The sequence below is a fragment of the Duganella sp. AC917 genome (assembly GCF_979258245.1).
Genome location: NZ_OZ409848.1, coordinates 1,538,536 through 1,565,366, shown reverse-complemented (window position 1 = coordinate 1,565,366; position 26,831 = coordinate 1,538,536). Strand labels below are relative to the sequence as shown.

The following is a 26,831-nucleotide window of genomic DNA, read 5'->3' as shown; positions in this document are numbered from 1 at the left end:
TCAATCTTTCTTGGCGGTGGTTTGCTGGCCCAGTTCGGCCAGCTTCTCGGTGCTGTGCAGGACGTCGTTGAGGATGTCTTCGAGCTTGTCGTTGCCGGCCAGCTTGTTGCGCAGGTCGGCCAGCTTGGTGCGCGCCTCGAGCAGCTTGCGCAGCGGCTCGACTTGTTCCACCACTGCCTCGGGACGGAAATCGTCCATCGACTTGAACTTCAGGTCGACGGCGAACTCGCCGCCGCCCTCGCCCAGCTCGTTGGCCACGCGGAAATTGGCGCGCGGCTCGACGCCCTTGAGCACCTCGTCGAAGTTGTCGCTGTCGATGTTGACGAACTTGCGCTCTTTCAAGCGCTTCTTTTCGACTTCGGAGTTGCCGCCGAAATCGCCCACCACGCCCATCACGAACGGCAGCTCTTTATTTTCGATGCCGTCGCCAATCTCGACGTCATAGGTCATCTGGACCCGTGGCGGACGCACCTTCTGCAGGCGCTTCTGAACACTCTCTTTTTTCGACATGACATCCCCATTTCAAAAATAAACAGCGGCGTCGCGGCGACGCCACCGGGTGGAATTACTGAATTACTGAATTACTAAATTACTAAAATGCTAATTTTAACCCACTTTACTTAAGAGCATCAAAGGGGTCGGCCTTCTGTTCGCGGGCCGGCTGCTTGCCGCCCTTTTTAGTCGTTGCCGTGTTGCGCGGCGGCGGCGTGACGACCTTGGCCGGCGGCACCAGCACCTGCTCGCCGAGGCTTTCGCGCAGCAGCTTGGCCAGGTCTTGCGACTCGGTGCGCAGCGAACCGGACAGATTGTTCTGACGGCTCAAGTCGGCCAGCGCGCGGGTCGACAACCGCAGGCCGCTGATGGCGATGATGCTGTTGGCCAGCTGGTCGTTGGGGTCGCGCACCAGGATTTCCTGGGCGTTGACGATGGCCTCGCCGTATTGGCCGGCCTCATACTTGGTCTGCGCCATGCGGGTCCACGGGTCTTTGTCGGCCGGGTAAGCGGCGGCGGCCTGCTTCCACAGCGCGACTGCGGCTTCCTTCTGGCCGGCGCTGTCGGCGGCGGCGGCCTTGCCCATGACTTCGGCAATGGTCGGCACCGCTTCGGGCACTTTGACCACCGGCGCGGTGGTACAGGCGCTCAGGGCCAGGATGCAGGCGGCACCGCCCAACAGGCGGCGAAGGTGGATGGATGTACTCATGTGTTCCTCAAAAAGTCAATGTGTTAATCGCCGGAACAGTTGCTATAAACTGTTGCCAAATTCTCATTTTTCGGCAGAATATCATAAATTTAATTATTTACCTCGTACAATACGATCTCAACAGAACGGCGTTACCGCAATGCAAGATTATAAAGCTTAGCACGTTACGCAGAAGAAACACTCACAGTGCTCCAGAAAATGTTATTGTTCTGGCAGTTGTGAATGGGCACTAATTTATCCGGTCCACAGGCATGAGGCGATAAGGCATTCGATGAGCATCACGGGAAAACTTTTATGGGGTGAAGGACTGTTCCTGCGCCCGCAGCATTTTCAGCAGCAAGACCGCTACCACGAGCAGCGGCTGCATGACAGCGTCAAGGCCCTGCACCCGTATGCCTGGGGCGTGAGCCAGCTGCAACTGGATCGCGACGCTCTGCATAACAACACTCTGCGCCTGCTCGATCTGTCGCTGGTGTTCCAGGACGGCGAGATTTACCACGCGCCCGGCGCCGACGAGCTGCCGGCCGAGATCGACCTGAGCAACATCCCGCAATCGCAGCAGGCGCTGACGTTTTACGCCGCCCTGCCCGCGTTCAAGCATTTCGGCGGCAACTTCGCCCCGGAGGGCCAGCCCAGCAACGCCGCCCGCTACGCCCAGAACAACCTCGACACGCCCGACCTGTACACTCAGGCCGCGCACGCGCAACTGACGTACCTGAAGAAAACGCTGCGCCTTGTGTCCGAATCGGAGCCGCGCGACTCGTATGTCAGCCTGCCGCTGCTGCGCCTGCGCCGGCTGTCGACCGGCGGCTTCGAGCAAGACCCGTCGTTTATCCCGCCGAGCCTGTCGATCCGCAGCGCGCCGCTGCTGTTCCTGCAACTGCGCCGCCTGCTCGATGCGCTGCAGGCGAAAGTCAACGCGTTGTACGGCCACCACCGCGAGCCGAGCAAGCATGTGATCGAATTCCGCTCCGGCGACATGTCGTCGTTCTGGCTGCTGCACACGGCCAGCTCGGCCTACGCCTCGCTGAGCCACTACTTCCACCACCCGACCCTGCACCCGGAGCGGCTCTACGAGCAACTGCTGGGTCTGTCCGGTGCGCTGATGACGTTCTCCAAGGGTATTTCGCTGAGCGACCTGCCGCAGTACGACCACCTCGACCCCGGTCCCGGCTTCGCCCGCCTGCACGGCATCATCCGCGAGCTGCTCGACACCGTCATCTCGTCGAAATACTTCGCCATCGCGCTCAACGAGGTCAAGCCGTCGTACCACCACGGCATGCTCGACTCGGGCAAGATCGACGCCCAGACCACCTTCTATCTGGGTGTGTCGGCCGATTTGTCCGGCGTCGAGATGGTTGACGTGGTGCCGCTGCGCTTCAAGATCGGCGCGCCGGACGACGTCGAGAAATTCGTCCTCTCGGCCATGCCCGGCGTGCGCCTGACGCACGCGCCGCAAGTGCCGGCGGCCGTGCCGGTGCGGCCCGACACCTATTATTTCGCCCTCGAAGCCAAAGGTCAGATGTACGAGCGCATGCTGCAAGCGCAATCGATCTCGATCTACGTTCCGTCCGGCATGCGCGACCTGAAACTGGACCTGGTCGCCGTTACTTCCTGAAGACAAATCCATGACTACTAGCGCCCCACCTTCCCTGATCCCCGGCGGCCAGCCGGCCTTTTCGCCCGCCATCGCGGCCGGCCCTGGCACAGAACACACGCTGATGGACCTGATGTACGACGGCTTCTACGCGCTGTTCATGCTCAAGAATGGCAACGGGCCGCAAGCGAACGCCGACTTCATCGCCAAGATGACGCAATTCCTCGACGACTTCAGCCGTGGCGCCAAGAAGCAAGGCGCCTCGGCCGACGACATCGACAACGCCAAGTACGCCTTCTGCGCGGCCACCGACGAGATCATCCTGCGCTCGCCATTCGGCATCCGCGACGCCTGGGAGCGCCGCCCGCTGCAACTGGTGCTGTTCGGCGACCAGCTGGCCGGCGAGAACTTCTTCAACCGCCTGGAAAGCCTGCGCGCGCGCGGCAGCGCCCACCTGCAAGCGCTCGAAGTGTTCCACATGTGCCTGCTGCTGGGCTTCCAGGGCCGCTACATCATCGAAGGCTCGGAAAAGCTGGCCTACCTGACGGCGCGCCTGGGCGACGAGATCGCCCACATGAAGGGAAAGAAATCGGGCTTCGCGCCGCACGCCGAGCGGCCCGACCAGATCATCCACAAGCTGCGCAACGACGTCCCGCTGTGGGTGCTTTGCTCGGTGTTCGCGCTGATCGGCGCGCTTGGCTACATCGGCCTGCGCAGCATGCTCGGCCATAGCACCGAAACCAGTATGGCCGCCTACAACGACGTGGTCAAGCTCGCGCCCAAGCAAGCCAACCTGACCATCACCTTGCCGTGATGAGCCTGCCCGACCTGCCGGGCTCGTCCTTGGTGGACGGGCTGTTCGGAACCGGCCTGAGCCAGCACGCGCGCCTGATCACCTTGGCCAGCGCGCAGGACTCCACCTTGCCGGAGTCGCTGATGCCCGAGCGCTTCACGGGACGCGAGGCCGTCAACGAGCTGTTCCGCTTCGACATCGACGCGCTCAGCACCTCGACCAACCTCGAACTGGCCGAATTCATCGGCGAGGAAATCACGCTCAAGCTGCTGCAGGCCGACGGCACGCGCCGCGCCTGGCACGGCATCTGCACCGACGCCGCCTGGCTTGGCGCCGACGGCGGCCTGGCGCGCTACCGGCTACGGCTCGAACCGGGCCTGGCCCTGCTCGGCCTGCGCCGCGACAGCTACATCTTCCAGGACAAGAACGCCCAAGACCTGATCACCGAACTGCTGGCCGATTACAAGCAGGTGAGGTTCGAGTTCGACGTCACGCAAACCCTGGTGGCGCGGCCGATCTGGACCCAATACCGCGAAAGCGACCTCGAATTCCTGCAACGGGTGCTGGCCTCCGAAGGCCTGAGCTGGCGCTTCGAGCACGACCAAGACGCCGAAGAAGGCAGCGCCGAACCGGAAGGCGGCCAACAGCAGGCCAAGCACAAGGTCGTGTTCTTCGACAGCAAAGCCGTCGCGCCAGAGACCGTGGGCGGCAGCGCATTGCGTTTCCACGGCGTGCGCGCCACCGACAGCGACGACGCCATCGACGAATTCAACGCGCTGCGCCGCATCCAGGCCAACGCTGTGACCATCAGCAGCTGGGACCCGACGCAACTGGTGGCCCCGGCCGCCGAGCAAACCACCAGCCTCGACATCGGCGAACTGCCGGCGCTATCGATCTACGACGGCAGCGCCGAGCGGCGCCACGCCGACAGCGCCGCCGCCGATCCGCACAGCCAGCTGATGCTGCAAGCGCTCGAGCTCGACAACAAACTGTTCGAAGGCCAGGGTTCGGTGCGCCGCCTCGCGGCCGGCCACGGCTTCCAGCTGACCCAGCACGAGCACTATGCCGACGGCGCCAACAAGTTCACGGCGCTGTGGGTGGAACACGAGGGACGCAACAACGTCGAACCGGCGTTGGGCGGCCTGGGCAAGCTGATCGGCGCGGCCAAGGCCGGCCTCGCCACCTTGGCCAAGTTCGCCGGCGCGCAACTGGAAGCGGGAACCTACCGCAACCGCTTCGCCTGCGTGCGCGACACCGTCGCCATCGTCCCCCGTGCCAGCGCCGAGCGCTTCAACGGCGCCGCGCTGGGACCGCAAACGGCGCTGGTGGTCGGCCTGCCCGACGCTATCAACACCACCACGCGCGAGCATCAGGTGCGCATCCAGTTCGCCTGGCAACGCGGCGCCGGCGCCAACGCAGGCGGCCTGCCGCACAACACCGACGACAAGGGCAACGCCCCCGGCAACGATGGCTCCGGCACCTGGGTGCGCGTGGCCGAGGCGCTGGCCGGTCCCAACTGGGGCTCGCAGTTCACGCCGCGCATCGGCACCGAAGTGCTGGTCGACTTCATCGAAGGCGACATGGACCGTCCGCTGGTGGTCGCGCAGCTTTACACCGGCGCCGACACCCCGCCCTTCTCGGCCGGCGCCGATACCGACATCAACCACGCCGGCGTCATCTCCGGCATGCACAGCAATAACTTCGACGGCGGCGGCTACAACCAGTGGGTGGTCGACGACACGCCCGGCCAGCTGCGCACGCGCCTGGCCACGTCGAGCGCCGCCACGCAGCTGAACCTGGGTTACCTGGTGCAGCAGACGCCAGGCTCGGCGCAGCGCGGCAACTATCGCGGCCAAGGGTTCGAGCTGCGCACCGACGCCTGGGGCGTGCTGCGCTCGGGCGAAGGCATGCTGATCTCGGCCACCGCGCGCGCGCAACAAGGCGCCGGCGTCACCTCGACCCAGCTCGACAGCGCGGAGGCCACCGGCCTGCTGCGCGCCGCCTCCGAACTGAGCAAGAACCTGGCCGACGCCGCCGCGCAGCAAAACGCGCTCGTCAGCAAGGACGCCAACCAGGCGCAGATCGACTTCATCACGCAGATCGATCCGAAGCAAAAAGGTAAATTTGATGGAGCCGTCGGCGGGCATGATCCGCTCAAGGCCACGGCAGGCGCGCGCGATCTCGACAGCGCCGCGCCGGTGGAGAAATTCGGCCAGCCGGTGGTGCTGATGGAGGCCCCGGCCAGTATCAACTGGGCCACGCCGGCGTCGACGGTGCTGTTCGCCGGCGGGCAGTTGCAGTGGACCACGCAGTCCGATATGCACATGGCGGCCGGGTTCACGGTGGCGTCGGTGTCGGCCAACGCGACGGGGTTGTTCACGCACGCCGGCGGCATTCAAGCGATCGCGGCCAACGGGCCGGTGTCGCTGCAGGCGCATACGGATCAATTGGAGATTCTAGCCGACAAGGCGATCACGATCGTGTCGGTCAACGACGTCATCGAAGTGAAGGCCAACCAGAAGATCGTGCTGCAAGCCGGGCAATCGTCGGTGACACTGGATGGTGGAAATATCACCTTCGCCTGTCCAGGCAACTTCACGGTCAAGGGCGGGCAGCACATGTTCGACGAGGGTGCAAAGCACCCAGCAGAACTAACAAAACTACCGGATACAAGGGTAAAGTTATTCGACGAGGCTTTCGTCGTGCGTGATCCAAATGGCGTACCGATGCACGCAGTGGCGTACACCATCGAAAGTCAAGACGGCAAGCACATTGCAAAAACCGCAGAGGAAGGCCAAAGTGATCGGATTTCCACTGTAGCTAGCGACAAACTGAAATTTGCCTTGCGATGGTTCACCGTGGAGCCGGAAACATAATGACGACAATTTCGGCAACGCAAGAATATGAATTAGGACCTGCAAATGAGTGATCCCACGACAGTTACCGCGCAAACAAATACCACACCAAAATCATGCGTTGATGTCAACTGCAATTGCGACACAATGTGGTCGCTCGCGCAGCAGTTCAGTACAGTAAGACTGTGCACCCATACCGGAGAGCATAAGGGTAAGCTCGTCAGAGACTATTCTGTGCGCGCTCGGCGGATAGCCGGGACGTACGCTCGTTTTTATCTCGAGTTAGAAGACGGTGGCAATCCCGATAGAAAAGGTCGATACTACTGGATGGCTCTAGGCGCTTTCGCCAGTAAGACTGTGGCATGTACATTCGATGCGTGGCAAGTGTCGACAATGACTTATGCTGACAAGACTGTCTGGGAAGGACTAGGAAAGGGTAACTTCTGGCTCTTTTGCGACATCAGTGGATGGCATTGGTACCGGAACATGTACGGAAGTTCGTTTGATAAATGCATCAAGGAACGAAATGCCAGTAAATATGTAGGGCCGGTCAAAGATCAACTGAAACGATTACCTTGGCAAGCTGAGGCGTTGCCGATTATCAATAATTTCGCGGTATCAAAAGAAATTATTGCCGGCTTCAAAAAAGTCGACGAATTCGAAACCGCACCGCGTAATGAGCGACCTGACATTCAACTTGCTCATTTGATTGATATCGCTAATCACGAACAGGGTGTAATCCTGCAACCTCTGATTTATGAAGATGAAGCCTTTGCAGCGCGTGTGAAGTTCCAGCGGGGTTGGTATGTCAACTGGGCTACCCCGTCAATTGAGCTGGTGTTCACACACGCTTGCACTAACGAAGCTACCGAACTGAAGTCGGTAGCGCCTCCAGGGACTGAACTGGAAAATCTCGAGAGTCGCATGAAATGGATCATGACCGCTGCAAAACAGTTTCACAACCTTATGCAGCGAAAACGTCCATTTATGGAGCAAGAGTTGCAAGTTATGGCCGGATGGAAAGACATGCCTGATACGCCGACTAATGTAGAGAAAATAAAAGAAAAAATGAAACAGCTGAGAAACTTTTCTCAATGACTATGAATATCCCACACAGCCGTAAGAGACGAAAACTTCTTAAAATGTCGTTTATTTCATCCTCGGCAATGTTAATTTTTGGTTGCAATAGAGTGAGCAGCAATAATAAAATGGAAAAAACTATAAATTTTGTCGAGGTTAGCGTAGGCCAGACAGCTAGCGATTTTAAAGAAAAGTATCCGGCATTGGTTACCGTTACTGAGCAGCCAGCTGGACTTTCTTTCTCAAAAATTGCGTGGAACCCACCTGATAAAGGCAAAATTAAACTTGATCACGGCATAAATAGTATCGAAATTGCCGATGTACTTGGTTTTACCGGCACGGAAGATGCTGAGTTACGAAATTTTGGAATGTCGGAACTAAGCATCATTTCCGGCATTACAGGCTCAAATGGCATATCTCACCAAGAGGCTCGGGATTATTTTCTTAATGTGCTTAGTCAGCTAAAAACCCGCGGGTGGAAGAGCACGATTCCTTTTAGTGCACCTCGACTGAGAGGAAAATTAATGCTTGATTACTTGCTGAAATCACAGCGGCGCACAACTTTGGATGCAGATTACGCGCCTACGCTCGATGAATGGATGAGGATCGAAAATCTAACATCATGGGAATTTTATGCGAATCACATTTTCTTGCGGGTAAATTTCTACCGAGACCCGAGCAAACTTGACTTAGACAAACCCGCCGCCTATTTAATCAATTATGAGATTAAATCTGACCTTGAATATTTTATGGCTTTTGTGGACCCTGACCATAGAGATAAATGGCGGGATTTACTACCGGCGGAAATCAAGAACATTGCAGTTCGCAGAGAAAAACTTGAGTCCGACTTAGTCAAGCAAGGCGTAAGAGTTGATACAAATTATATTGATCCTCCCATACCGAAATGATGAATCCAGAACTCTTTAAAATCGCAACCGACTGGGCCCGTGAGCAATATTATCAAGACCTTTCATGCGGTCGTCGGGTTGATAGCGATCGCGTTATTATTTTTTCTTTTGGTTCGATATGAAGACGTGCGTGAAATTAGATTTGAACTGAACAAGAATCTCCTTGAAGTCGCAAGAAAATCCGGTGTGTCGAAATACAGCACGCGAGACATCCAAGGCTTTATTACCTATAGCATTAACGATATTCCGGCAGACATTACTGCACGCTATGAACAACCGGGATATGAAATTAGTTTAGCCCCTTTATTCGCGTTCACCATGCATGCGGATAAAAATAATCAAAATAATCTGGCCGTAGAGAACGCAACTTTACAGTTTTCCAGCAAACCTTATAAGACGCACGAAGAGGGAAAGCGATTTGCGGAAAGAGTTATCGTAGAGATGAATAGCAAGAAATGGCGCCGTTATGTTGAAGAACTTTGCCCTGCGGTAACCGGGCGCTCGGCATTGCTGAACACCGAGGGAAATCTTGGACAAATAGCCGGTTGCCCATTGGATCCGGGATATACGCTAACCAAAGATGAGTGGATCCGGATGATGCGAGAAGAGCAGAGATACCAATGGATAGGCGATGGCGTTCTTGCCACGTTCAGAATAGCCTACAGCGAAGACAGCCGTGGCACTACATATAAGTTCTTTATGGAGTTCGATGATTTTGCTCTCAAAAAGCGAAAAGATGAGCAACGAACCCAGCTTAGTCTTAAAGAAGGTGACGAGAAGGGTTGGGGCAGCACGGAAAGACAGAAAAAATCTACTGAGTCAAGTCGCGAGATGATAAAAATCCTCGAAGCAAACGCTATAAAGCGCGGAGATCATGTGATCAGCAGATAAGGAAAATTTCTATGGCCATTAATTGAGCTTGGTATTGGTGGAATTTATCTATCTAACTTTGCCGACGAACGCGGCCTAAAATTGGACTTGCCGCCATCACTTCCTGAATACTACCCAATGACTACAAGGATCCCCTATTTGATTCTCGACCCTCGGCCAGCCTTTTCTGCGTTCGGCCTGCGCAGCACGCTGGGCCATGGCAGCGAAACCAGCATGGCCGCGTACAACGACGTGGTCAAGCTCGCGCCCAAGCAAGCCAACCTGACCATCACCTTGCCGTGATGAGCCTGCCCGACCTGCCGGGCTCGTCCTTGGTGGACGGGCTGTTCGGAACCGGCCTGAGCCAGCACGCTCGCCTGATCGCGCTGGCTAGCGCGCAAGACTCCACCTTGCCCGAGTCGCTGATGCCCGAGCGCCTCACGGGGCGCGAGGCCCTCAACGAGCTGTTCCGCGTCGACATCGACGCGCTCAGCACCTCGACCGATCTTGTGCTGGCCGACTCGTCTTCTTCGACAGCAAGGCCGTAGCGCCGGAAACGTTGGGCGGCGCCGAGGTGCGTTTCCATGGCGTGCGCGCTACCGACAGCGACGAATTCAACGCGCTGCGCCGCATCCAGGCCAACGCGGTAACCATCAGGAGCTGGGACCCGGCGCGACTTTGGAAATACTCAGGAGTGTGTTATGCAGACCACGTTACCAGTCAGTAACCGTCAATCTCGTATCATTCTTACGCTTATATTGTTATTTCAGATAGTTTCAGCAACTGCAGCAGAACGCCCATTGTCATTCGAGCTAGCAAGAAAAGAGACGATTTGCGTAGGCGAAACAAAAAACAAAAATACCGAAAAGTGCAGCCTAGTCGTCAATTCAAGTGCACTCGACAAAGCCACAAAAAAAATAATACAGCGAAGTGATGAAGTTTTACCTCTATTTTCACAAATGATGGGTTCGAGCCATTCTCTGGTCTTAATAGCCAGAATCCCGTCAAAGAATCCTCAGTCTTCCGGGTACTGTGGATCAGGATACGAAGACCACGTTGTACTACTTGATTTTGACGGAAAAAAAATAGCGTTGCGGGATGACTTCCTTTTACAAAGCTGCCTCAAATCCATTGCACTAGATACGGACCACGGCGATGATATTTTAAGAGCCATTTCCATTGATCAGGAAAAGCATGCTATTAACTTTCGGTGGCTGACTAATCCAGATGACAAAAATCATACTTTGACTATAGAAAACGGGAAGTTTTTGTTACAGTAATGTTTTAGCATCGGGACCTGCTATGTTCGAATAAGAACACTTAGCTAGTAGCATGGATAGCAAGCTGCAGCTGGACGGCACGCGCCGCGCCTGGCACGGCATCTGCACCGACGCCGCCTGGCTGGGCGCCGACGGCGGCCTGGCGCGCTACCGGCTGCGGCTCGAACCCGGCCTGGCCCTGCTCGGCCTGCGCCGCGACAGCTACATCTTCCAGAACAAGAACGCCCAAGACCTGATCACCGAACTGCTGGCCGATTACAAGCAGGTGTGGTTCGAGTTCGACGTCACGCAAACGCTGGTGGCGCGGCCGATCTGGACCCAATACCGCGAAAGCGACCTCGAGTTCCTGCAACGGGTGCTGGCCTCCGAAGGCCTGAGCTGGCGCTTCGAGCACGACCAGGACGCCGAAGAAGGCAGCGCCGAGCCGGAAGGCGGCCAACAGCAGGCCAAGCACAAGGTCGTGTTCTTCGACAGCAAAGCCGTCGCGCCAGAGACCGTGGGCGGCAGCGTATTGCGTTTCCACGGCGTGCGCGCCACCGACAGCGACGACGCCATCGACGAATTCAACGCGCTGCGCCGCATCCAGGCCAACGCGGTAACCATCAGCAGCTGGGACCCGACGCAACTGGTGGCCCCGGCCGCCGAGCAGACGACCAGCCTGGACATCGGCGAACTGCCGGCGCTATCGATCTACGACGGCAGCGCCGAGCGGCGCCACGCCGACAGCGCCGCCGCCGATCCGCACAGCCAGCTGATGCTGCAAGCGCTCGAGCTCGACAACAAACTGTTCGAAGGCCAGGGTTCGGTGCGCCGCCTCGCGGCCGGCCACGGCTTCCAGCTGACCCAGCACGAGCACTATGCCGACGGCGCCAACAAGTTCACCGCGCTGTGGGTGGAACACGAGGGACGCAACAACGTCGAACCGGCGCTGGGCGGCCTGGGCAAGCTGATCGGCGCCGCCAAGGCCGGCCTCGCCACCCTGGCCAAGTTCGCAGGGGCGCAACTGGAAGCGGGCACCTACCGCAACCGCTTCGCCTGCGTGCGCGACACGGTCGCCATCGTGCCCCGCGCCAGCGCCGAGCGCTTCAACGGCGCCTCGCTGGGACCGCAAACGGCGCTGGTGGTCGGCCTGCCCGACGCCATCAACACCACCACGCGCGAGCACCAGGTGCGCATCCAGTTCGCCTGGCAACGCGGCGCCGGCGCCAACGCAGGCGGCCTGCCGCACAACACCGACGACAAGGGCAACGCCCCCGGCAACGACGGCTCCGGCACCTGGGTGCGCGTGGCCGAGGCGCTGGCCGGCCCCAACTGGGGCTCGCAGTTCACGCCGCGCATCGGCACCGAAGTGCTGGTCGACTTCATCGAAGGCGACATGGACCGACCGCTGGTGGTCGCGCAACTTTACACCGGCGCCGACACTCCGCCCTACTCGGCCGGCGTCGACACCGACATCAACCACGCCGGCGTCATCTCCGGGATGCACAGCAATAACTTCGACGGTGGCGGCTACAACCAGTGGGTGGTCGACGACACGCCGGGCCAGCTGCGCACGCGCCTGGCCACGTCGAGTGCCGCCCCGCAGCTGAACCTCGGCTACCTGGTGCAGCAGACGCCGGGCTCGGCCCAGCGCGGCAACTATCGCGGCCAAGGGTTCGAGCTGCGCACCGATGCCTGGGGCGTGCTGCGCTCGGGCGAAGGCATGCTGATCTCGGCCACCGCGCGCGCGCAGCAAGGCGCCGGCGTCACCTCGACCCAACTCGACAGCGCGGAGGCCACCGGCCTGCTGCGCGCCGCCTCCGAACTGAGCAAGAATCTGGCCGACGCCGCCACGCAGCAAAACGCGCTCGTCAGCAAGGATGCCAATCAGGCGCAGATCGACTTCATCACGCAGATCGATCCGGAGCAAAAAGGTAAATTTGAGGGCGCCGTCGGCGGGCACGATCCGTTGAAGGCCACGGCAGGAGCGCGCGATCTCGACAGCGGTGCGCCCGTGGAGAAATTCGGCCAGCCCGTGGTGCTGATGGAAGCGCCAGCCAGCATCAACTGGGCCACACCGGCTTCCACCGTGCTGTTTGCCGGTGGGCAGCTGCAATGGACCACGCAGTCCGATATGCACATGGCCGCCGCGTTCACCGTGGCGTCGGTGTCGGCCAACGCGACAGGGTTGTTCGCGCACACCGGTGGTATTCAGGCGATAGCGGCCAACGGGCCGGTGTCGTTGCAGGCGCATACGGATCAACTGGAAATATTGGCGGACAAGGCGATCACGATCGTGTCGGTCAACGACATCATCGAGGTCAAGGCCAAAGAGAAGATTGTGCTGCAGGCGGGGCAATCTTCGGTGACGCTTGAGGGTGGCAACATTACCTTCGCTTGCCCTGGCAACTTCACGGTCAAGGGTGGACAGCATATCTTCCAAGGTGGCGCCAGCCAGCCAGCCGATCTCGCTGGACTGCCTGCGAATATGCTGGCACCAATGTCTATCGACATGCCCGGGTCATTCGATGAGCAGTTTCATCTCGTGGACGCTGATGGAGTCACACCATTGGCAAACCGTAACTATGTGATTACCTCGTCCGACGGGCAAAAATGGACGGGAGTCAGCGATTCCGACGGCCTAACACAGCGAGTTCACACAAAAACAGCGATGGAGCTAGAAATAGAAATATTCTCTGATGCTAGCGGGAGAGAAATAGTATGATAAAACCACAGCCGAAGCCAACAGCAACTGGCAAAGGTGCGACTACCAATAAAAAGAAGGGTTCGCTTGTAAAGACCATTGTTCTGGAAGACATCGGAAAATGGGTGCAACCCAAGTCTGGAGAAAAATTTCATATAGATGAAGACGCCAAGTTCCCGTCGATCACCTTTGAAATAGAAACTATCGAGCCCGGTCCATACGAATGGACCTGGTTACTATCATGGCCCGCGAATGTCAGCGGTCTAAAAGAGTCGGCAAAACGCGGAAAAGTTCTCAAAACTTTCACAAAGACTGCTACCTTCTCCAATGATAGCAAGACTTGGCTAGTTGATCTCGGGCAGGTAATCGGCGGGACGTTAACCGTCAAGGTCAAGGTCGGCGCAGATGTCTTTAAGCGTTCCATATATATTCTCGCGAAAAATCCTGACGAAGTGCGAGTGAAAACATTTCTTGCCACTTTGGAAGATGTCAAAGGGTTCGACAAGTTGTTGGCGCAAGAGAGTAAGTTTAAGAACTTTATTAACGCAGATGGCTATCCTGTCGTCGCTTTCGATGGCGGTTATGGAATGACACAAATGACAAATCCTGCTCCGACGTTTGAGCAGGTTTGGAATTGGAAAGAAAACATCAAAGGTGGCGCCGGCCTCTACAAGTCCAAACAAGAAATCGCCAAGAAATATTTATCAAAGCAAAAACGGACGTATACCGATGAACAATTAAAACTAGAGACTTGGTCCCTTTGGAATGGCGGCAATTATCATGTTTGGGACGAGGTAAACAAAGTGTGGATTCGCGATCCCGATATTCTTGACGATTCAAAGACCGGCAATATTGGTTGGGATATGACAAAAGAAGAAAACAAAGGGAAAACCGAGAGTGAACTTCACGAACGGGATAAAGATGAATACAAAAGCCCGCCACCAAAAGCTGAAAGACTTTGGAAATACTCAGGAGTGTGTTATGCAGACCACGTTAACAGTCAGTGAGCCTCAATCTCGTATCATTCTTACGCTTATATTGTTATTTCAGATAGTTTCAGCAACCGCGGCAGAACGCCCATTGTCATTCGAGCTAGAAAGAAAAGAGACGATTTGCGTAGGCGAAACAAAAAACAAAAATACTGAAAAGTGCAGCCTAGTCGTCAATTCAAGTGCACTCGACAAAGTCACAAAAAAAATAATACAGCAAAGTGATGAAGTTTTACCTCTATTTTCACAAATGATGGGTTCGAGCCATTCTCTGGTCTTAATAGCCAGAATCCCGTCAAAGAATCCTCAGTCTTCCGGGTACTGTGGATCAGGATACGAAGACCACGTTGTACTACTTGATTTTGACGGAAAAAAAATAGCGTTGCGGGATGACTTCCTTTTACAAAGCTGCCTCAAATCCATTGCACTAGATACGGACCACGGCGATGATATTTTAAAAGCCATTTCCATTGATCAGGAAAAGCATGCTATTAACTTTCGGTGGCTGACTAATCCAGATGACAAAAATCATACTTTGACTATAGAAAACGGGAAGTTTTTGTTACAGTAATGTTTTAGCATCGGGACCTGCTATGTTCGAATAAGAACACTTAGCAAGTAGCATGGGTAGCAAGCTGCAGCTGGACGGCACGCGCCGCGCCTGGCACGGCATCTGCACCGACGCCGCCTGGCTGGGCGCCGACGGCGGCCTGGCGCGCTACCGGCTGCGGCTGGAACCGGGCCTGGCCCTGCTCGGCCTGCGCCGCGACAGCTACATTTTCCAGGACAAGAACGCGCAAGACCTGATCACCGAACTGCTGGCCGATTACAAGCAGGTGAGGTTCGAGTTCGACGTCACGCAAGCCCTGGTAGCGCGCCCGATCTGGACCCAATACCGCGAAAGCGACCTCGAATTCCTGCAACGGGTGCTGGCCTCCGAGGGCCTGAGCTGGCGCTTCGAGCACGACCAGGACGCCGAAGAAGGCAGCGCCGAACCGGAAGGCGGCCAACAGCAGGCCAAGCACAAGGTCGTGTTCTTCGACAGCAAAGCCGCCGCACCCGAGACCGTGGGCGGCGCCGCGCTGCGCTTCCACGGCGTGCGCGCCACCGACAGCGACGACGCCATCGACGAATTCAACGCGCTGCGCCGCATCCAGGCCAACGCGGTAACCATCAGCAGCTGGGACCCGACGCAACTGGTGGCCCCGGCCGCCGAGCAGACGACCAGCCTGGACATCGGCGAGCTGCCGGCGCTATCGATCTACGACGGTAGCGCCGAGCGGCGCCACGCCGACAGCGCCGCCGCCGATCCGCACAGCCAGCTGATGCTGCAAGCGCTGGAACTGGACAATAAACTGTTCGAAGGCCAGGGCGCGGTGCGCCGCCTCGCGGCCGGCCACGGCTTCCAGCTGACCCAGCACGAGCACTATGCCGACGGCGCCAACAAGTTCACCACGCTGTGGGTCGAGCACGAGGGACGCAACAACGTCGAACCTGCGCTGGGCGGCCTGGGCAAGCTGATCGGCGCCGCCAAGGCCGGCCTCGCCACCCTGGCCAAGTTCGCAGGGGCGCAACTGGAAGCGGGCACCTACCGCAACCGCTTCGCCTGCGTGCGCGACACGGTCGCCATCGTGCCCCGCGCCAGCGCCGAGCGCTTCAACGGCGCCTCGCTGGGACCGCAAACGGCGCTGGTGGTCGGCCTGCCCGACGCCATCAACACCACCACGCGCGAGCATCAGGTGCGCATCCAGTTCGCCTGGCAACGCGGCGCCGGCGCCAACGCAGGCGGCCTGCCGCACAACACCGACGACAAGGGCAACGCCCCAGGCAACGATGGCTCCGGCACCTGGGTGCGCGTGGCCGAGGCGCTGGCCGGCCCCAACTGGGGCTCGCAGTTCACGCCGCGCATCGGCACCGAAGTGCTGGTCGACTTCATCGAAGGCGACATGGACCGTCCGCTGGTGGTCGCGCAGCTTTACACCGGCGCCGACACCCCGCCCTACTCGGCTGGCGTCGACACCGACATCAACCACGCCGGCGTCATCTCCGGCATGCACAGCAATAACTTTGATGGCGGCGGCTACAACCAGTGGGTGGTCGACGACACGCCGGGCCAGCTGCGCACGCGCCTGGCCACGTCGAGTGCCGCCACGCAGCTGAACCTGGGTTACCTGGTGCAGCAGACGCCGGGCTCGGCCCAGCGCGGCAACTATCGCGGCCAAGGATTCGAGCTGCGCACCGATGCCTGGGGCGTGCTGCGCTCGGGCGAAGGCATGCTGATCTCGGCCACCGCGCGCGCGCAGCAAGGCGCCGGCGTCACCTCGACCCAACTCGACAGCGCGGAGGCCACCGGCCTGCTACGCGCAGCCTCCGAACTGAGCAAGAATTTGGCCGACGCAGCCACGCAGCAAAGCGCGCTCGTCAGCAAGGATGCCAATCAGGCGCAGATCGACTTCATCACGCAGATCGATCCGGAGCAAAAAGGGAAATTCGAGGGCGCCGTCGGCGGGCACGATCCGCTGAAGGCCACGGCCGGCGCACGCGATCTCGACAGCGGTGCGCCCGTGGAGAAATTCGGCCAGCCCGTGGCGCTGATGGAAGCGCCAGCCAGCATCAACTGGGCCACACCGGCTTCCACCGTGCTGTTCGCCGGTGGGCAGTTGCAGTGGACCACGCAGTTCGACATGCACATGGCGGCCGCATTCACTGTGGCGTCGGTGTCGGCTAACGCGACAGGGTGGTTCACGCACGCCGGTGGTATCCAAGCGATTGCCGCCAACGGGCCGGTGTCGTTGCAGGCGCACATGGACCAATTGGAGATTCTGGCCGACAAGGCGATTACGATCATCTCGGTCAACGACGTCATCGAGATCAAGGCCAAAGAGAAGATGGTGCTGCAGGCGGGGCAATCGTCGGTGACGCTGGAAGGTGGAAACATCACGTTTGCCTGCCCGGGGAATTTCACGGTAAAGGGCGGACAGCATATCTTCGATGGAGGTGCCAGTGCCCCAGCCATGATGCCGCTGCTGCCCGAGGGTAACCTGCCTCTCAATACCCTGTATCTCGATCATCGCTATCACGACGATCAACCCCTTGCGGGTGCGGACTATTTCGTAAAACTGGCGGACGGCACCGAACGCAAGGGCAAGCTGGATGCGCAAGGCCGTGCGGTCATTCCCGATGTTCCCGGCGGCTCTGCCCAAGTGAGTTTTAGCCCGATGCCCGGCGCGTTTGAGCGTGTCGACAACACGCCGATGCCCAATTACGATCCCGCTCCGTCGGATGCAAAAATAGACAGTCTGATCGACAAATATTTTAAACCTGAAACGGCAGCGACAAGTCCCGTACCGGGGCCGGACAAGGAACAAGTGTAAATGAGCGAAATACAAAATCCTCCAGCCGGTTGGACGCTGAGCAAGTTCAAGGCGGTCTGTGCCGATGTTGGAAGCTGGACCTGGGGAACCGTCCAAGGCGCCTTCAACGAAAAGCAAGCATCACTCAAATTGTTGTCGATACAGTGATTGGCATGATCCCGCTGGTTGGTGACGCAACTGCGGTGCGTGACCTGATCGCGGTGATCATCGGCCTGTCCACAAGCGAGGAGAAACGCAACTCCAAGTGGGAGTGGGTACTGCTCGTTGTATTGCTGTTCGCGTTGATACCAGTATTCGGCGGCGTGGTCAAAGGTGTCGGCCGGATTATCCTCAAGGTCGCCAAGGAGGTGACTCGTTTGACAGGCGCGGCCAAGATAGTGCACATGCGCGCCGGTGCACAAGAAGTTGTCGAGTTTCTGAACCGTATTGGCGTAAAGAATGCCGAGAAGTGGCTGCTCGGGCTGCGCATTGGCGATCATACAGCGGAAATACTTGGCAAGTTAAAGCTATTGACGACGACGCTAGACAAAATATTAGCAAAAGCCGGTGACAAGATTTCATCGTTCCCATCTCTGAAGGACCACGTAACATCACTTCGTGCGGGCATTGCGAACGTACAGCAAAAGGGCAACGAAATGATCCCGATTGCGGTGAAGGAGCTTGACTAACAGCTGCGCGAAATTCAGGCCTTCATCCGTTCGGGCGGTGAAAACACCAGCCGCCTGGCATTGCATGAGGTTGCCACTGGCGAGCGGGTCGCGACCCGGGCTGAGGAACGGCGGATGATTGAAGACGGGGTTTTGCCAGCGAGAAGCTCTCGCGGAGGATTCAAGCAAAATCCTGCTTCGGCTTCTGATCCGGATGAAATCGCTAAGCTTTATAAACATGAGGACGGCTATCCAGACCTGCTTGGTTTCGTCGACGCGGCAGGTCAATATGCGGACGTAGCAGCGTTTTCTGGCAAAATGGTTAATCGGCAACTTAAGGACGGGGAGCAAATCTTTCGATTCTTTGGGCCGGAAGTGAAAACTCATGGTATTACTGTACGCGAATCATTTGCCGGCGGCGCATGGTGGGGCTTAGGACCTGCCCCAAAGACCGCTAAAGAATGGAGGGAACTGGCGCCCGTGCTAGACAGTTTCAATGGTGACGGCTTCTTTGTAGTAGCCCGAATAGTTGGAAATAAAGGGCCCAAAAGCGGTGGTGGGTACGGTCTCTGAACAATTCGGAAAAAAAATTCCAGGACAATACCTTCCCGGCGGAGCAACCCAAGCACTGTTCTATCTGGAAAAACCCTTCAAAGAGGCCCTGAGTGAGGTTGGCCAAAACTTCGCAGCAGGTGCAAAGACGAACTAGCTCGTTGATCCCGTCTCAGGACTCGAATTTACTTTCTATAAAATTGGCTGGGCCGACGCGAATGGTATATGGGGCAACCTAAGTGCTCCTGGGACCACCACCACTCAAACCGCACGCGTCGGCAGCCGAGAGCAGGCATCGAAGGAAAACAAAGAGGTAACCATATACCCATGAACAAACCAAACCTAGACGGCACTGTGCTGGTGCCATCAGATATCGAGCGCCGTCAGATTTTTTACTGGCTGCAGAAAGTCAGCTCTGTAACGGCATGGCGTCGTATTTTTGAATTCTATACATCTTGGGCAGACGCTACTGAGAAGAGCGTACGCGATGCCGATGATCGAGGTTGGGGCGATAAAACTTCTCTTCCGCAAAGCGATTATGCGCTCATTTTAAAAGGCTTAGCGCACTGCGAGGAAGGCGTTTTAAGCCTGGGGAAAGGCGATAAACGTGTATTCAAATTCGACGCCAGTGGTGAATTCGCAATGGCATCGCGCATTCTTCTTCACTGGTCAGAAATGCTTCACCGGATAGAGTTGGGAGACAATGGTATCGACGAAGTTCATACACCATTCTGGGTGGAGTTTTGCGAGACGCTGTCCTTCACATGCCTGGCTTGGCGAGAATGCGCTATGCCAATTTTGGAACCGCATTACCTTGGCGCGCCGGCGCCTATTCTTGATAATACTTGGCTAAAAAACGAGCTGAAGAAATTGCCTTTTCCTGATGAACTGGAATTAGTTCCTGACCCGCGTGATAACCTATTTGTTCACACAAACGAATATACACCCGCCTCAGGCATTTGGGAGCCAATTGAGAGGTCTCCGACAAAACCCTCATTCTTGAGTATTTTCACTGGCGCGCCAAAGCCACAACCTCCGTTTAAAATTATCGGCGCTATGAACTATCTGCATAGTGGCTCAAAGGCACCGCAAATAAAAGTGGCAACCGCTAATGACAGTGTCAAGCAAGATGCCACATGGCGTTTGCTTTGGCGCGACGACCGCTACAGCGACGGAACAGTCCCAGCAAAAGAACCGCATTATCGCTTCAATGAGCCTAAAAATGTACAAGTGCAAAGCCCCTCCGTCGGCGTATCCGAAGAAATTATGTGGGCCGAGAGCGGAGCAGCAGTGCCGATTCGTGGTACGTGGCTAGTCGAATTCGATATGACAGCAAGTGTCATTCTAGCTAAAGGCGAAAGGCTTCCGCTGCATCAAGGCCGCGAAGTGCGATGGGTGTTAGCTATCAAATGAGGCCGCGCATTGGCGTAGTACACTTATTCTTGAGTACGTTCGCCGCTGCGTGCGAACCTCAACCACTATTCGCTCAGCCCGTACATACCGATAGCGCCTTAGCTCAGGCAAGGGTGCTGTGCTCGGTGTTCGCGCTGATCGGCGCGCTTGGCTACATCGGTTTGCGCAGCACGCTGGGCCATGGCACCGAAACCAGCATGGCCGCGTACAACGACGTGGTCAAGCTCGCGCCCAAGCAAGCCAACCTGACCATCACCTTGCCGTGATGAGCCTGCCCGACCTGCCGGGCTCGTCCTTGGTGGACGGGCTGTTCGGAACCGGCCTGAGCCAGCATGCGCGCCTGATCACGCTGGCCAGCGCGCAGGACTCCACGCTGCCCGAGTCCCTCATGCCCGAGCGCTTCACGGGGCGCGAGGCCGTCAACGAGCTGTTCCGCTTCGACATCGACGCGCTCAGCACCTCGAACAACCTCGAGCTGGCCGGTTTATCGGCGAGGAAATCACGCTCAAGCTGCTGCAGGCCGACGGCACGCGCCGCGCCTGGCACGGCATCTGCACCGACGCCGCCTGGCTGGGCGTCGACGGCGGCCTGGCGCGCTACCGGCTGCGGCTCGAGCCTGGCCTGGCCCTGCTGGGCCTGCGCCGCGACAGCTACATCTTCCAGGACAAGAACGCGCAAGACTTGATCACCGAACTGCTGGCCGATTACAAGCAGGTGCGCTTCGAATTCGACATCACGCAAACCCTCGTCGCGCGGCCGATCTGGACCCAGTACCGCGAGAGCGACCTCGAATTCCTGCAACGGGTGCTGGCGTCCGAAGGCCTGAGCTGGCGCTTCGAACACGACCAAGACGCCGAAGAAGGCAGCGCCGAACCGGAAGGCGGCCAACAGCAGGCCAAGCACAAGGTCGTGTTCTTCGACAGCAAAGCCGTCGCGCCAGAGACCGTGGGCGGCAGCGTATTGCGTTTCCACGGCGTGCGCGCCACCGACAGCGACGACGCCATCGACGAATTCAACGCGCTGCGCCGCATCTAGGCCAACGCGGTAATCATCAGCAGCTGGGACCAGACGCAACTGGTGGCCCCGGCCGCCGGGCAAACGACCAGCCTCGACATCGGCGAACTGCCCGCCTTGTCGATCTACGACGGCAGCGAGCGGCGCCACGCCGACAGCGCCGCCGCCGATCCGCACAGCCGCCTGATGCTACAAGCGCTGGAGCTTGACAACAAACTGTTCGAAGGCCAGGGTTCGGTACGCCGCCTCGCGGCCGGCCACGGCTTCCAGCTGACCCAGCACGAGCACTATGCCGACGGCGCCAACAAGTTCACCGCGCTATGGGTCGAGCACGAGGGACGCAACAACGTCGAACCGGCGCTGGGCGGCCTGGGCAAGTTGATCGGCGCAGCCAAGGCCGGACTCGCCACCTTGGCCAAGTTCGCCGGCGCGCAACTGGAAGCGGGCACCTACCGCAACCGCTTCGCCTGAGTGCGCGACACAGTCGCCATCGTCCCGCGCGCGGCTGCCGAACGCTTCAACGGCGCCTCGCTGGGACCGCAGACGGCGCTGGTGGTCGGCCTGCCGGATGCCATCAACACCACCACGCGCGAGCATCAGGTGCGCATCCGGTTCGCCTGGCAACGCGGCGCCGGCGCCAACGCAGGCGGCCTGCCGCACAACACCGACGACAAGGGCAACGCCCCAGGCAACGACGGCTCCGGTACCTGGGTGCGCGTGGCCGAAGCGCTGGCCGGCCCCAACTGGGGCTCGCAGTTCACGCCGCGCATCGGCACCGAAGTGCTGGTCGACTTCATCGAAGGCGACATGGACCGACCGCTGGTGGTCGCGCAGCTTTACACCGGCGCCGACACCCCGCCCTTCTCGGCCGGCGCCGATACCGACATCAACCACGCCGGCGTCATCTCCGGCATGCACAGCAATAACTTCGGCGGCGGCGGCTACAACCAGTGGGTGGTCGACGACACGCCCGGCCAGCTGCGCACGCGCCTGGCCACGTCGAGCGCCGCCACGCAGCTGAACCTCGGCTACCTGGTGCAGCAGACGCCAGGCTCGGCGCAGCGCGGCAACTATCGCGGCCAAGGGTTCGAGCTGCGCACCGGTGCCTGGGGCGTGCTGCGCTCGGGCGAAGGCATGCTGATCTCGGCCACCGCGCGCGCGCAGCAAGGCGCCGGCGTCACCTCGACCCAACTCGACAGCGCGGAGGCCACCGGCCTGCTGCGCGCCGCCTCCGAACTGAGCAAGAATCTGGCCGACGCCTCCACGCAGCAAAACGCACTCGTCAGCAAGGATGCCAATCAGGCGCAGATCGACTTCATCACGCAGATCGATCCGGAGCAAAAAGGGAAATTCGAGGGCGCCGTCGGCGGGCATGATCCGCTCAAGGCCACGGCAGGCGCGCGCGATCTCGACAGCGGTGCGCCGGTGGAGAAATTCGGCCAGCCGGTGGTGCTGATGGAAGCGCCGGCCAGCATCAACTGGGCCACGCCCGCTTCCACGGTGCTGTTCGCGGGTGGACAATTGCAGTGGACCACGCAGTCCGACATGCACATGGCGGTCGCCTTCACAGTGGCGTCGGTGTCGGCCAACGCGACGGGGTTGTTCACGCACGCCGGCGGCATTCAGGCGATCGCGGCCAACGGGCCGGTGTCGCTGCAGGCGCATACGGATCAATTGGAGATTCTGGCCGACAAGGCGATCACGATCGTGTCGGTTAACGACGTTATCGAAGTCAAGGCCAACCAGAAGATCGTGCTGCAGGCCGGTCAATCGTCGGTGACGCTGGAGGGCGGGAATATCACGTTCGCCTGCCCGGGAAACTTCACGGTCAAGGGTGGACAGCATATCTTCCAGGGCGGCGGCAGCAGTGCAGCCTCCTTACCTGCCCTGCCTAGTGCGAGCACCACGATCTGCCTTGAATGTTTGAAGAAAGCGGCACTGCAAGGCAGCAGCTTCTTGCGCCGCTGACGCCCTAATCGCACGGAAATCTTACGATGAACAGCCATTCCTCCGCGCCCGACGAGGGCCAGAAAGTCGATAACACCTATGCGTTGATCGATTGCGCCGCGCACGATGACGCCTTCGCGCAGCTGACGACGCGCTTTCCTGATGCGCAGTGGCGCTCGCTGTTCGCCGACACACCGGAGGCGCATCTGCAATCTGTCGCGCCGCTGCTGATCGCGCTCGACCCAACCGCCAAGGACAAATCCATCTTCATGTGGGTGATCGAGAAGGAGCGCGCGCGTCCGAGCGTCACCTGGATCAAAAGTCACTTCGGCCTGCCCACCTTGGCCATGATGTTGACACGTCGGCTGCAATGCCGGATCAATGATGACGAAGATGTTGTGCTGCGTTTCTACGACCCACGCATTCTGCTGGGCCTGTCCTCCGCGCTGACCGGGCCGCAAAAGAAGTTCTTCTTCGCGCCAGTCAGCAGCTGGACCGCGTGGGAACCACGACGGGAGGCGTACTACGGTATCGATCCGGAGCCGGCCACCCCCGCCGAAATCGCCGCGTTCTCGGTCGTTCCCATCAGTCTCGACGAGCGCCAGCGCGAGCAACTGATGTACTACGACAAGGAAGCACTGTACGACAGCATCATCGCCCACTGGGAGGAAAACAGCGCCGAGGCGATCGAGGGAATGGAAGCCGACATGCTGCGCAACATAGCTATTGCCGCCGTGGCGCGCTGCGCAGGTTACGGCATTCACAACGCCGACGACCAGCATCTTTTTGCGGGCTTGATGATGCGCGTGTCGCCGTCGTTCGACGCTCATCCGATGGTGCGCAGCTACCTGCGCGACGAGGAGATAGCGCCCGAAGAGCGACTGAGCCAAATGATCGACGAACTGCCCGATGCGATCTGGCGTCAGATCGGCGAGCAAAAACGCTACGAAGCGCTGTTCCAACACGCACTACCGGCATGACACAACTTACGCAAAACGAGAACTTATGACTGGCGGATTTAATCTAACCGAGCGGATACAAACCGTCACCAAAAAGCTGGCCGACGTCAACGCTGAGATGGCGTGGGAAGCGGCCGGCACTGCTGCGGACGTGGCCGGCATGGTCGATCCGACGCCGATCTCGGACGCGGTCGGTGCCGGCATCGCCATACGCAACGGCGACTTCCTCGGCGCCGGCTTGAACGTGGTGGGTATGATCCCCTACCTCGGTGACGCGGTGGCGAAACCTATTAAGGCGACGCGTGTCGCCAAGCGGGTTCTGGCGCTCAAAGAAAAGGCGACCTTGTTGACCAAGGAATTGGCCTACCTCAACGCGTTGAAAAAGAAAGAGGAAGCAGCGGAGCTAGCGGCCAAAGAAGCTAAAATCGCAGCAGACGCGGAAAAGGCCGCTGCGCAGCAAGAAAAGGCGGCCGCAAAGGCTAAAGACAAAGACTGCGAGGATTGTGCTAAAGGTGGGAAGCCAACGAAGATAATGCCTAAGAAGCGTGTGACTTGCTTCAGCTCAAAAAATCTTGATCCTTCCAAGTCTAAAGAATTTGCTGAACAACTCAAACGTCAAGAAGAAGCCTTAAATAATTTGACGGTTAAACAGTACAACGACGCAAGAGCCTTTTTCAAAAAAAATGGTCGCGCTGGCTCAGGCCTGGCGCAGAAAAAAGCTCGTGAGAAATATAAGAAGGCTTTGGTTAGTAAGTTGACCGACGAAAACAGAAATTTAAAAAAGATGTCGCTGGACGATGCGAAGGCAGCCGCGCAGAGGGAAGCGAAAAACACAATGAAATCGCTTGGTGCTTTGCATGAACCAGACATGATCGCCGGTGGCGAAGATGAAGCCGTGAGGCTGGGAGACAAGAGTGTGAACTCATCTATTGGTAGCCAATGGAAGAGCCGGGTGAAGGAGTTGGATGAAGCCACGTCAAAAATCCCCGAAGCTGAACAAGCCAATACAAAAATGAACGCAAAATTACCGAAATGTAGGAAATAGGAGATTTAGGGATGGATGAAGATTTTGATTATTTCTTAAAAACCTTTGGCGCAGCAGTCCAAGACCCAGAGCAACCGCAGGCTAGCGACATTGAGAAGTACCAAGGTAAACTGCCAGCACGCTTATTGGAATATTGGAAAAATTATGGTTGGGGGGGCCATAAGGACGGGCTGTTTTGGATAGTTAATCCAGCGGAGTTCGAGCCAATTGTCGAAGAATGGCTCGCGGGATCAGGAGCAGAAGATCGTGATTCCTATCACACTGTTGCTCGCACTGCTTTCGGTGAACTATTTCTGTGGGGTGAAAAAAGTGGCCAGACCATTACAGTAACCCCACTGGACGCCACCATGTACTCGTATCCAGATGACAAAAGATTACTAACTCGACCGGATTCTGCGATTGCCTCATTTTTTAGCGATCAGGATCCCGAAGGTCTCGATTTCGAAGACGAAAACGAAAAACCTTTATTTAAAAAGGCCGTAAAAAAGCTTGGGAAATTAAAAGCGGATGAAATGTATGGCTTTGAACCAGCATTGTGCATAGGTGGTATGCCTCGCTTGGAATATCTTGTAAAGGTCAAGATGCATGAACATCTCTTGTTGCTCGAACAACTGGGGGAAATAGAAATCATTCCTATCGATGTCGGCGGGCAGGTCTCCTGATCTGGATTCATCAGCTAACCTGGTCTGTTACGTAGAGCGGTGATGTCGCAGGTCGAGCCCAAGGCCGTTCGAGATCGATCATTTGGAAGAAAAAATAGATTTGATTGCATCTGCGGGCAGTGAGTGTGGAGAAGTTCTGACTGCTGCGGAGTACGCATATGGTTAGCGCACAATTAAGGCCAGTCGGGCCGGCTTATGATCCCAGTCCAGGAGTGCAAGATGTTTGGCAAAGATGAAGCCAAAGAGAAGTTTGATGATTTTCTTTTGATCATGGATGACCAACTTGAAGCTGTTGAGTCAGAGGCTGAAAAAAGAAATATTCCGCTCGCCGTCGATATGGAGTGTTTAGAAAATTTAGAGAAACTTTTTTTCCAAGAGACGGAGAATTGCAGTGAAGATGAAAAGCAGGGTTGGATAGTGACATTTTCACGGTATGTTGGGGAAATCGTCAGAGAGACTTTCAATGGAAAATGGAACCTCTCTCTCAAAGATCCAAAAAATATTTATTTCAACACGCCGGTCATAATCAATCATACAAGGATCGAAAATCTGCAGTTTTCTCCCATATTTGCAATGCGGACCCTATCATTAAGAAAGAAAAGGGGGTTATTGCGAAAAATAATCATGGCAGATATAGAACCTCGCGAGCTGAACATTGATCACTCAGAGGAGAAATGATATCTTAAACTGCGTCGTCGCTATGCCTATTTGAATCTGTCCTGATTCTAGGGAAACGCTGATCAATTAGCTTTCTGAGCCTGATCAGCGCGCGAAATGCTCGAATGGCGAGTCGAATAAGCGCGTTTTCGACCGATTTGGCGTGATGCTTGGCGCCTTCCGCTAAGAAAGGCAGGAAAATGAAAGAACGTGAAACAGATTTAATTATCGCTCTTGGTAAACGATTCATCGAGGAGGTATAAGAACTGGAGCCTGAATTCGAGCGTGCTTTTTTCAGATTTCAT

General features: G+C 57.6%; 25 protein-coding genes and 1 pseudogene. 24 read left to right on the top strand and 2 right to left on the bottom strand.

The window, feature by feature from the left end; all coding sequences use genetic code 11:
- Together tssB and ACZ0BA_RS06965 are read right to left on the bottom strand one after the other, a co-directional pair.
- Positions 1-510, bottom strand: coding sequence for a type VI secretion system contractile sheath small subunit (tssB, locus tag ACZ0BA_RS06970; protein ID WP_463450597.1), 510 nt, complete (start codon positions 508-510; stop codon positions 1-3).
- 106 nt (positions 511-616) lie between these two features.
- Entirely contained in the window at positions 617-1,201 is a 585-nt protein-coding gene (locus tag ACZ0BA_RS06965; RefSeq protein ID WP_463450596.1) for a hypothetical protein, read from the bottom strand.
- 271 nt (positions 1,202-1,472) lie between these two features.
- Between ACZ0BA_RS06965 and tssK the strand changes: the two genes are divergently transcribed.
- The 24 genes and pseudogenes from tssK to ACZ0BA_RS06845 all read left to right on the top strand — a co-directional run bounded on the left by tssK (position 1,473) and on the right by ACZ0BA_RS06845 (position 26,547).
- The gene (gene tssK, locus ACZ0BA_RS06960) at positions 1,473-2,819 is read left to right on the top strand and encodes a type VI secretion system baseplate subunit TssK (protein ID WP_463450595.1); all 1,347 of its coding nucleotides are present in this window, start codon (positions 1,473-1,475) and stop codon (positions 2,817-2,819) included.
- A 10-nt stretch (positions 2,820-2,829) separates the two neighbouring features.
- Positions 2,830-3,612, top strand: coding sequence for a type IVB secretion system protein IcmH/DotU (gene icmH, locus ACZ0BA_RS06955; RefSeq protein ID WP_463450594.1), 783 nt, complete (start codon positions 2,830-2,832; stop codon positions 3,610-3,612).
- Positions 3,612-6,467: a type VI secretion system Vgr family protein gene (locus ACZ0BA_RS06950; RefSeq protein WP_463450593.1), complete on the top strand. Its 2,856-nt coding sequence runs from the start codon at positions 3,612-3,614 to the stop codon at positions 6,465-6,467. The genes icmH and ACZ0BA_RS06950 overlap by 1 nt, the downstream gene beginning before the upstream one ends.
- 45 nt (positions 6,468-6,512) lie before the next feature.
- Positions 6,513-7,544, top strand: coding sequence for a DUF2515 family protein (locus tag ACZ0BA_RS06945; RefSeq protein WP_463450592.1), 1,032 nt, complete (start codon positions 6,513-6,515; stop codon positions 7,542-7,544).
- Positions 7,545-7,654: 110 nt separating this feature from the next.
- Positions 7,655-8,434 (top strand): hypothetical protein, encoded by a 780-nt coding sequence (locus ACZ0BA_RS06940; RefSeq protein ID WP_463450591.1) that lies wholly within the window; start codon positions 7,655-7,657, stop codon positions 8,432-8,434.
- A 39-nt stretch (positions 8,435-8,473) separates the two neighbouring features.
- A complete protein-coding gene (locus ACZ0BA_RS06935) occupies positions 8,474-9,325 on the top strand; it encodes a hypothetical protein (protein WP_463450590.1) in 852 nt (283 codons plus the stop codon).
- 138 nt (positions 9,326-9,463) lie between these two features.
- Entirely contained in the window at positions 9,464-9,607 is a 144-nt protein-coding gene (locus ACZ0BA_RS06930) for a hypothetical protein (protein WP_463450589.1), read from the top strand.
- Positions 9,607-9,852 (top strand): hypothetical protein, encoded by a 246-nt coding sequence (locus tag ACZ0BA_RS06925; protein ID WP_463450588.1) that lies wholly within the window; start codon positions 9,607-9,609, stop codon positions 9,850-9,852. The genes ACZ0BA_RS06930 and ACZ0BA_RS06925 overlap by 1 nt, the downstream gene beginning before the upstream one ends.
- A 153-nt stretch (positions 9,853-10,005) precedes the next feature.
- Positions 10,006-10,584: a hypothetical protein gene (locus tag ACZ0BA_RS06920; RefSeq protein ID WP_463450587.1), complete on the top strand. Its 579-nt coding sequence runs from the start codon at positions 10,006-10,008 to the stop codon at positions 10,582-10,584.
- Positions 10,585-10,636: 52 nt separating this feature from the next.
- A complete protein-coding gene (locus ACZ0BA_RS06915; RefSeq protein WP_463450586.1) occupies positions 10,637-13,288 on the top strand; it encodes a type VI secretion system Vgr family protein in 2,652 nt (883 codons plus the stop codon).
- On the top strand, positions 13,285-14,274 hold the full coding sequence (locus ACZ0BA_RS06910) for a hypothetical protein (protein ID WP_463450585.1): 990 nt from the start codon (positions 13,285-13,287) through the stop codon (positions 14,272-14,274). The genes ACZ0BA_RS06915 and ACZ0BA_RS06910 overlap by 4 nt, the downstream gene beginning before the upstream one ends.
- A complete protein-coding gene (locus tag ACZ0BA_RS06905; protein ID WP_463450584.1) occupies positions 14,249-14,827 on the top strand; it encodes a hypothetical protein in 579 nt (192 codons plus the stop codon). Before ACZ0BA_RS06910 ends, ACZ0BA_RS06905 begins: the two co-directional genes overlap by 26 nt.
- Before the next feature lie 52 nt (positions 14,828-14,879).
- Positions 14,880-17,630 carry a type VI secretion system Vgr family protein gene (locus tag ACZ0BA_RS06900; RefSeq protein WP_463450583.1) on the top strand — a complete coding sequence of 917 codons (2,751 nt, stop codon included), beginning with the start codon at positions 14,880-14,882 and terminating at the stop codon, positions 17,628-17,630.
- Positions 17,631-17,777: a hypothetical protein gene (locus tag ACZ0BA_RS06895; protein ID WP_463450582.1), complete on the top strand. Its 147-nt coding sequence runs from the start codon at positions 17,631-17,633 to the stop codon at positions 17,775-17,777. It begins immediately after the preceding gene.
- A 5-nt stretch (positions 17,778-17,782) separates the two neighbouring features.
- Entirely contained in the window at positions 17,783-18,298 is a 516-nt protein-coding gene (locus ACZ0BA_RS06890) for a hypothetical protein (protein ID WP_463450581.1), read from the top strand.
- Between the two features lie 114 nt (positions 18,299-18,412).
- The gene (locus tag ACZ0BA_RS06885) at positions 18,413-18,850 is read left to right on the top strand and encodes a hypothetical protein (protein ID WP_463450580.1); all 438 of its coding nucleotides are present in this window, start codon (positions 18,413-18,415) and stop codon (positions 18,848-18,850) included.
- A 306-nt stretch (positions 18,851-19,156) separates the two neighbouring features.
- The gene (locus ACZ0BA_RS06880) at positions 19,157-20,242 is read left to right on the top strand and encodes an Imm71 family immunity protein (RefSeq protein ID WP_463450579.1); all 1,086 of its coding nucleotides are present in this window, start codon (positions 19,157-19,159) and stop codon (positions 20,240-20,242) included.
- 125 nt (positions 20,243-20,367) lie between these two features.
- Positions 20,368-20,508 carry a hypothetical protein gene (locus ACZ0BA_RS06875; RefSeq protein WP_463450578.1) on the top strand — a complete coding sequence of 47 codons (141 nt, stop codon included), beginning with the start codon at positions 20,368-20,370 and terminating at the stop codon, positions 20,506-20,508.
- Positions 20,509-20,728: 220 nt separating this feature from the next.
- Positions 20,729-21,727, top strand: a pseudogene (locus ACZ0BA_RS06870) (type VI secretion system Vgr family protein).
- Positions 21,728-23,224: a DUF2345 domain-containing protein gene (locus tag ACZ0BA_RS06865; protein WP_463450577.1), complete on the top strand. Its 1,497-nt coding sequence runs from the start codon at positions 21,728-21,730 to the stop codon at positions 23,222-23,224.
- Between the two features lie 26 nt (positions 23,225-23,250).
- Positions 23,251-24,183, top strand: coding sequence for a DUF4123 domain-containing protein (locus ACZ0BA_RS06860; protein ID WP_463450576.1), 933 nt, complete (start codon positions 23,251-23,253; stop codon positions 24,181-24,183).
- 25 nt (positions 24,184-24,208) lie between these two features.
- Positions 24,209-25,207: a polymorphic toxin type 15 domain-containing protein gene (locus ACZ0BA_RS06855; protein WP_463450575.1), complete on the top strand. Its 999-nt coding sequence runs from the start codon at positions 24,209-24,211 to the stop codon at positions 25,205-25,207.
- 11 nt (positions 25,208-25,218) lie between these two features.
- Entirely contained in the window at positions 25,219-25,869 is a 651-nt protein-coding gene (locus tag ACZ0BA_RS06850; protein ID WP_463450574.1) for a GAD-like domain-containing protein, read from the top strand.
- A 219-nt stretch (positions 25,870-26,088) separates the two neighbouring features.
- The gene (locus tag ACZ0BA_RS06845; protein WP_463450573.1) at positions 26,089-26,547 is read left to right on the top strand and encodes a hypothetical protein; all 459 of its coding nucleotides are present in this window, start codon (positions 26,089-26,091) and stop codon (positions 26,545-26,547) included.
- The last annotated feature ends 284 nt before the right edge of the window (positions 26,548-26,831 follow it).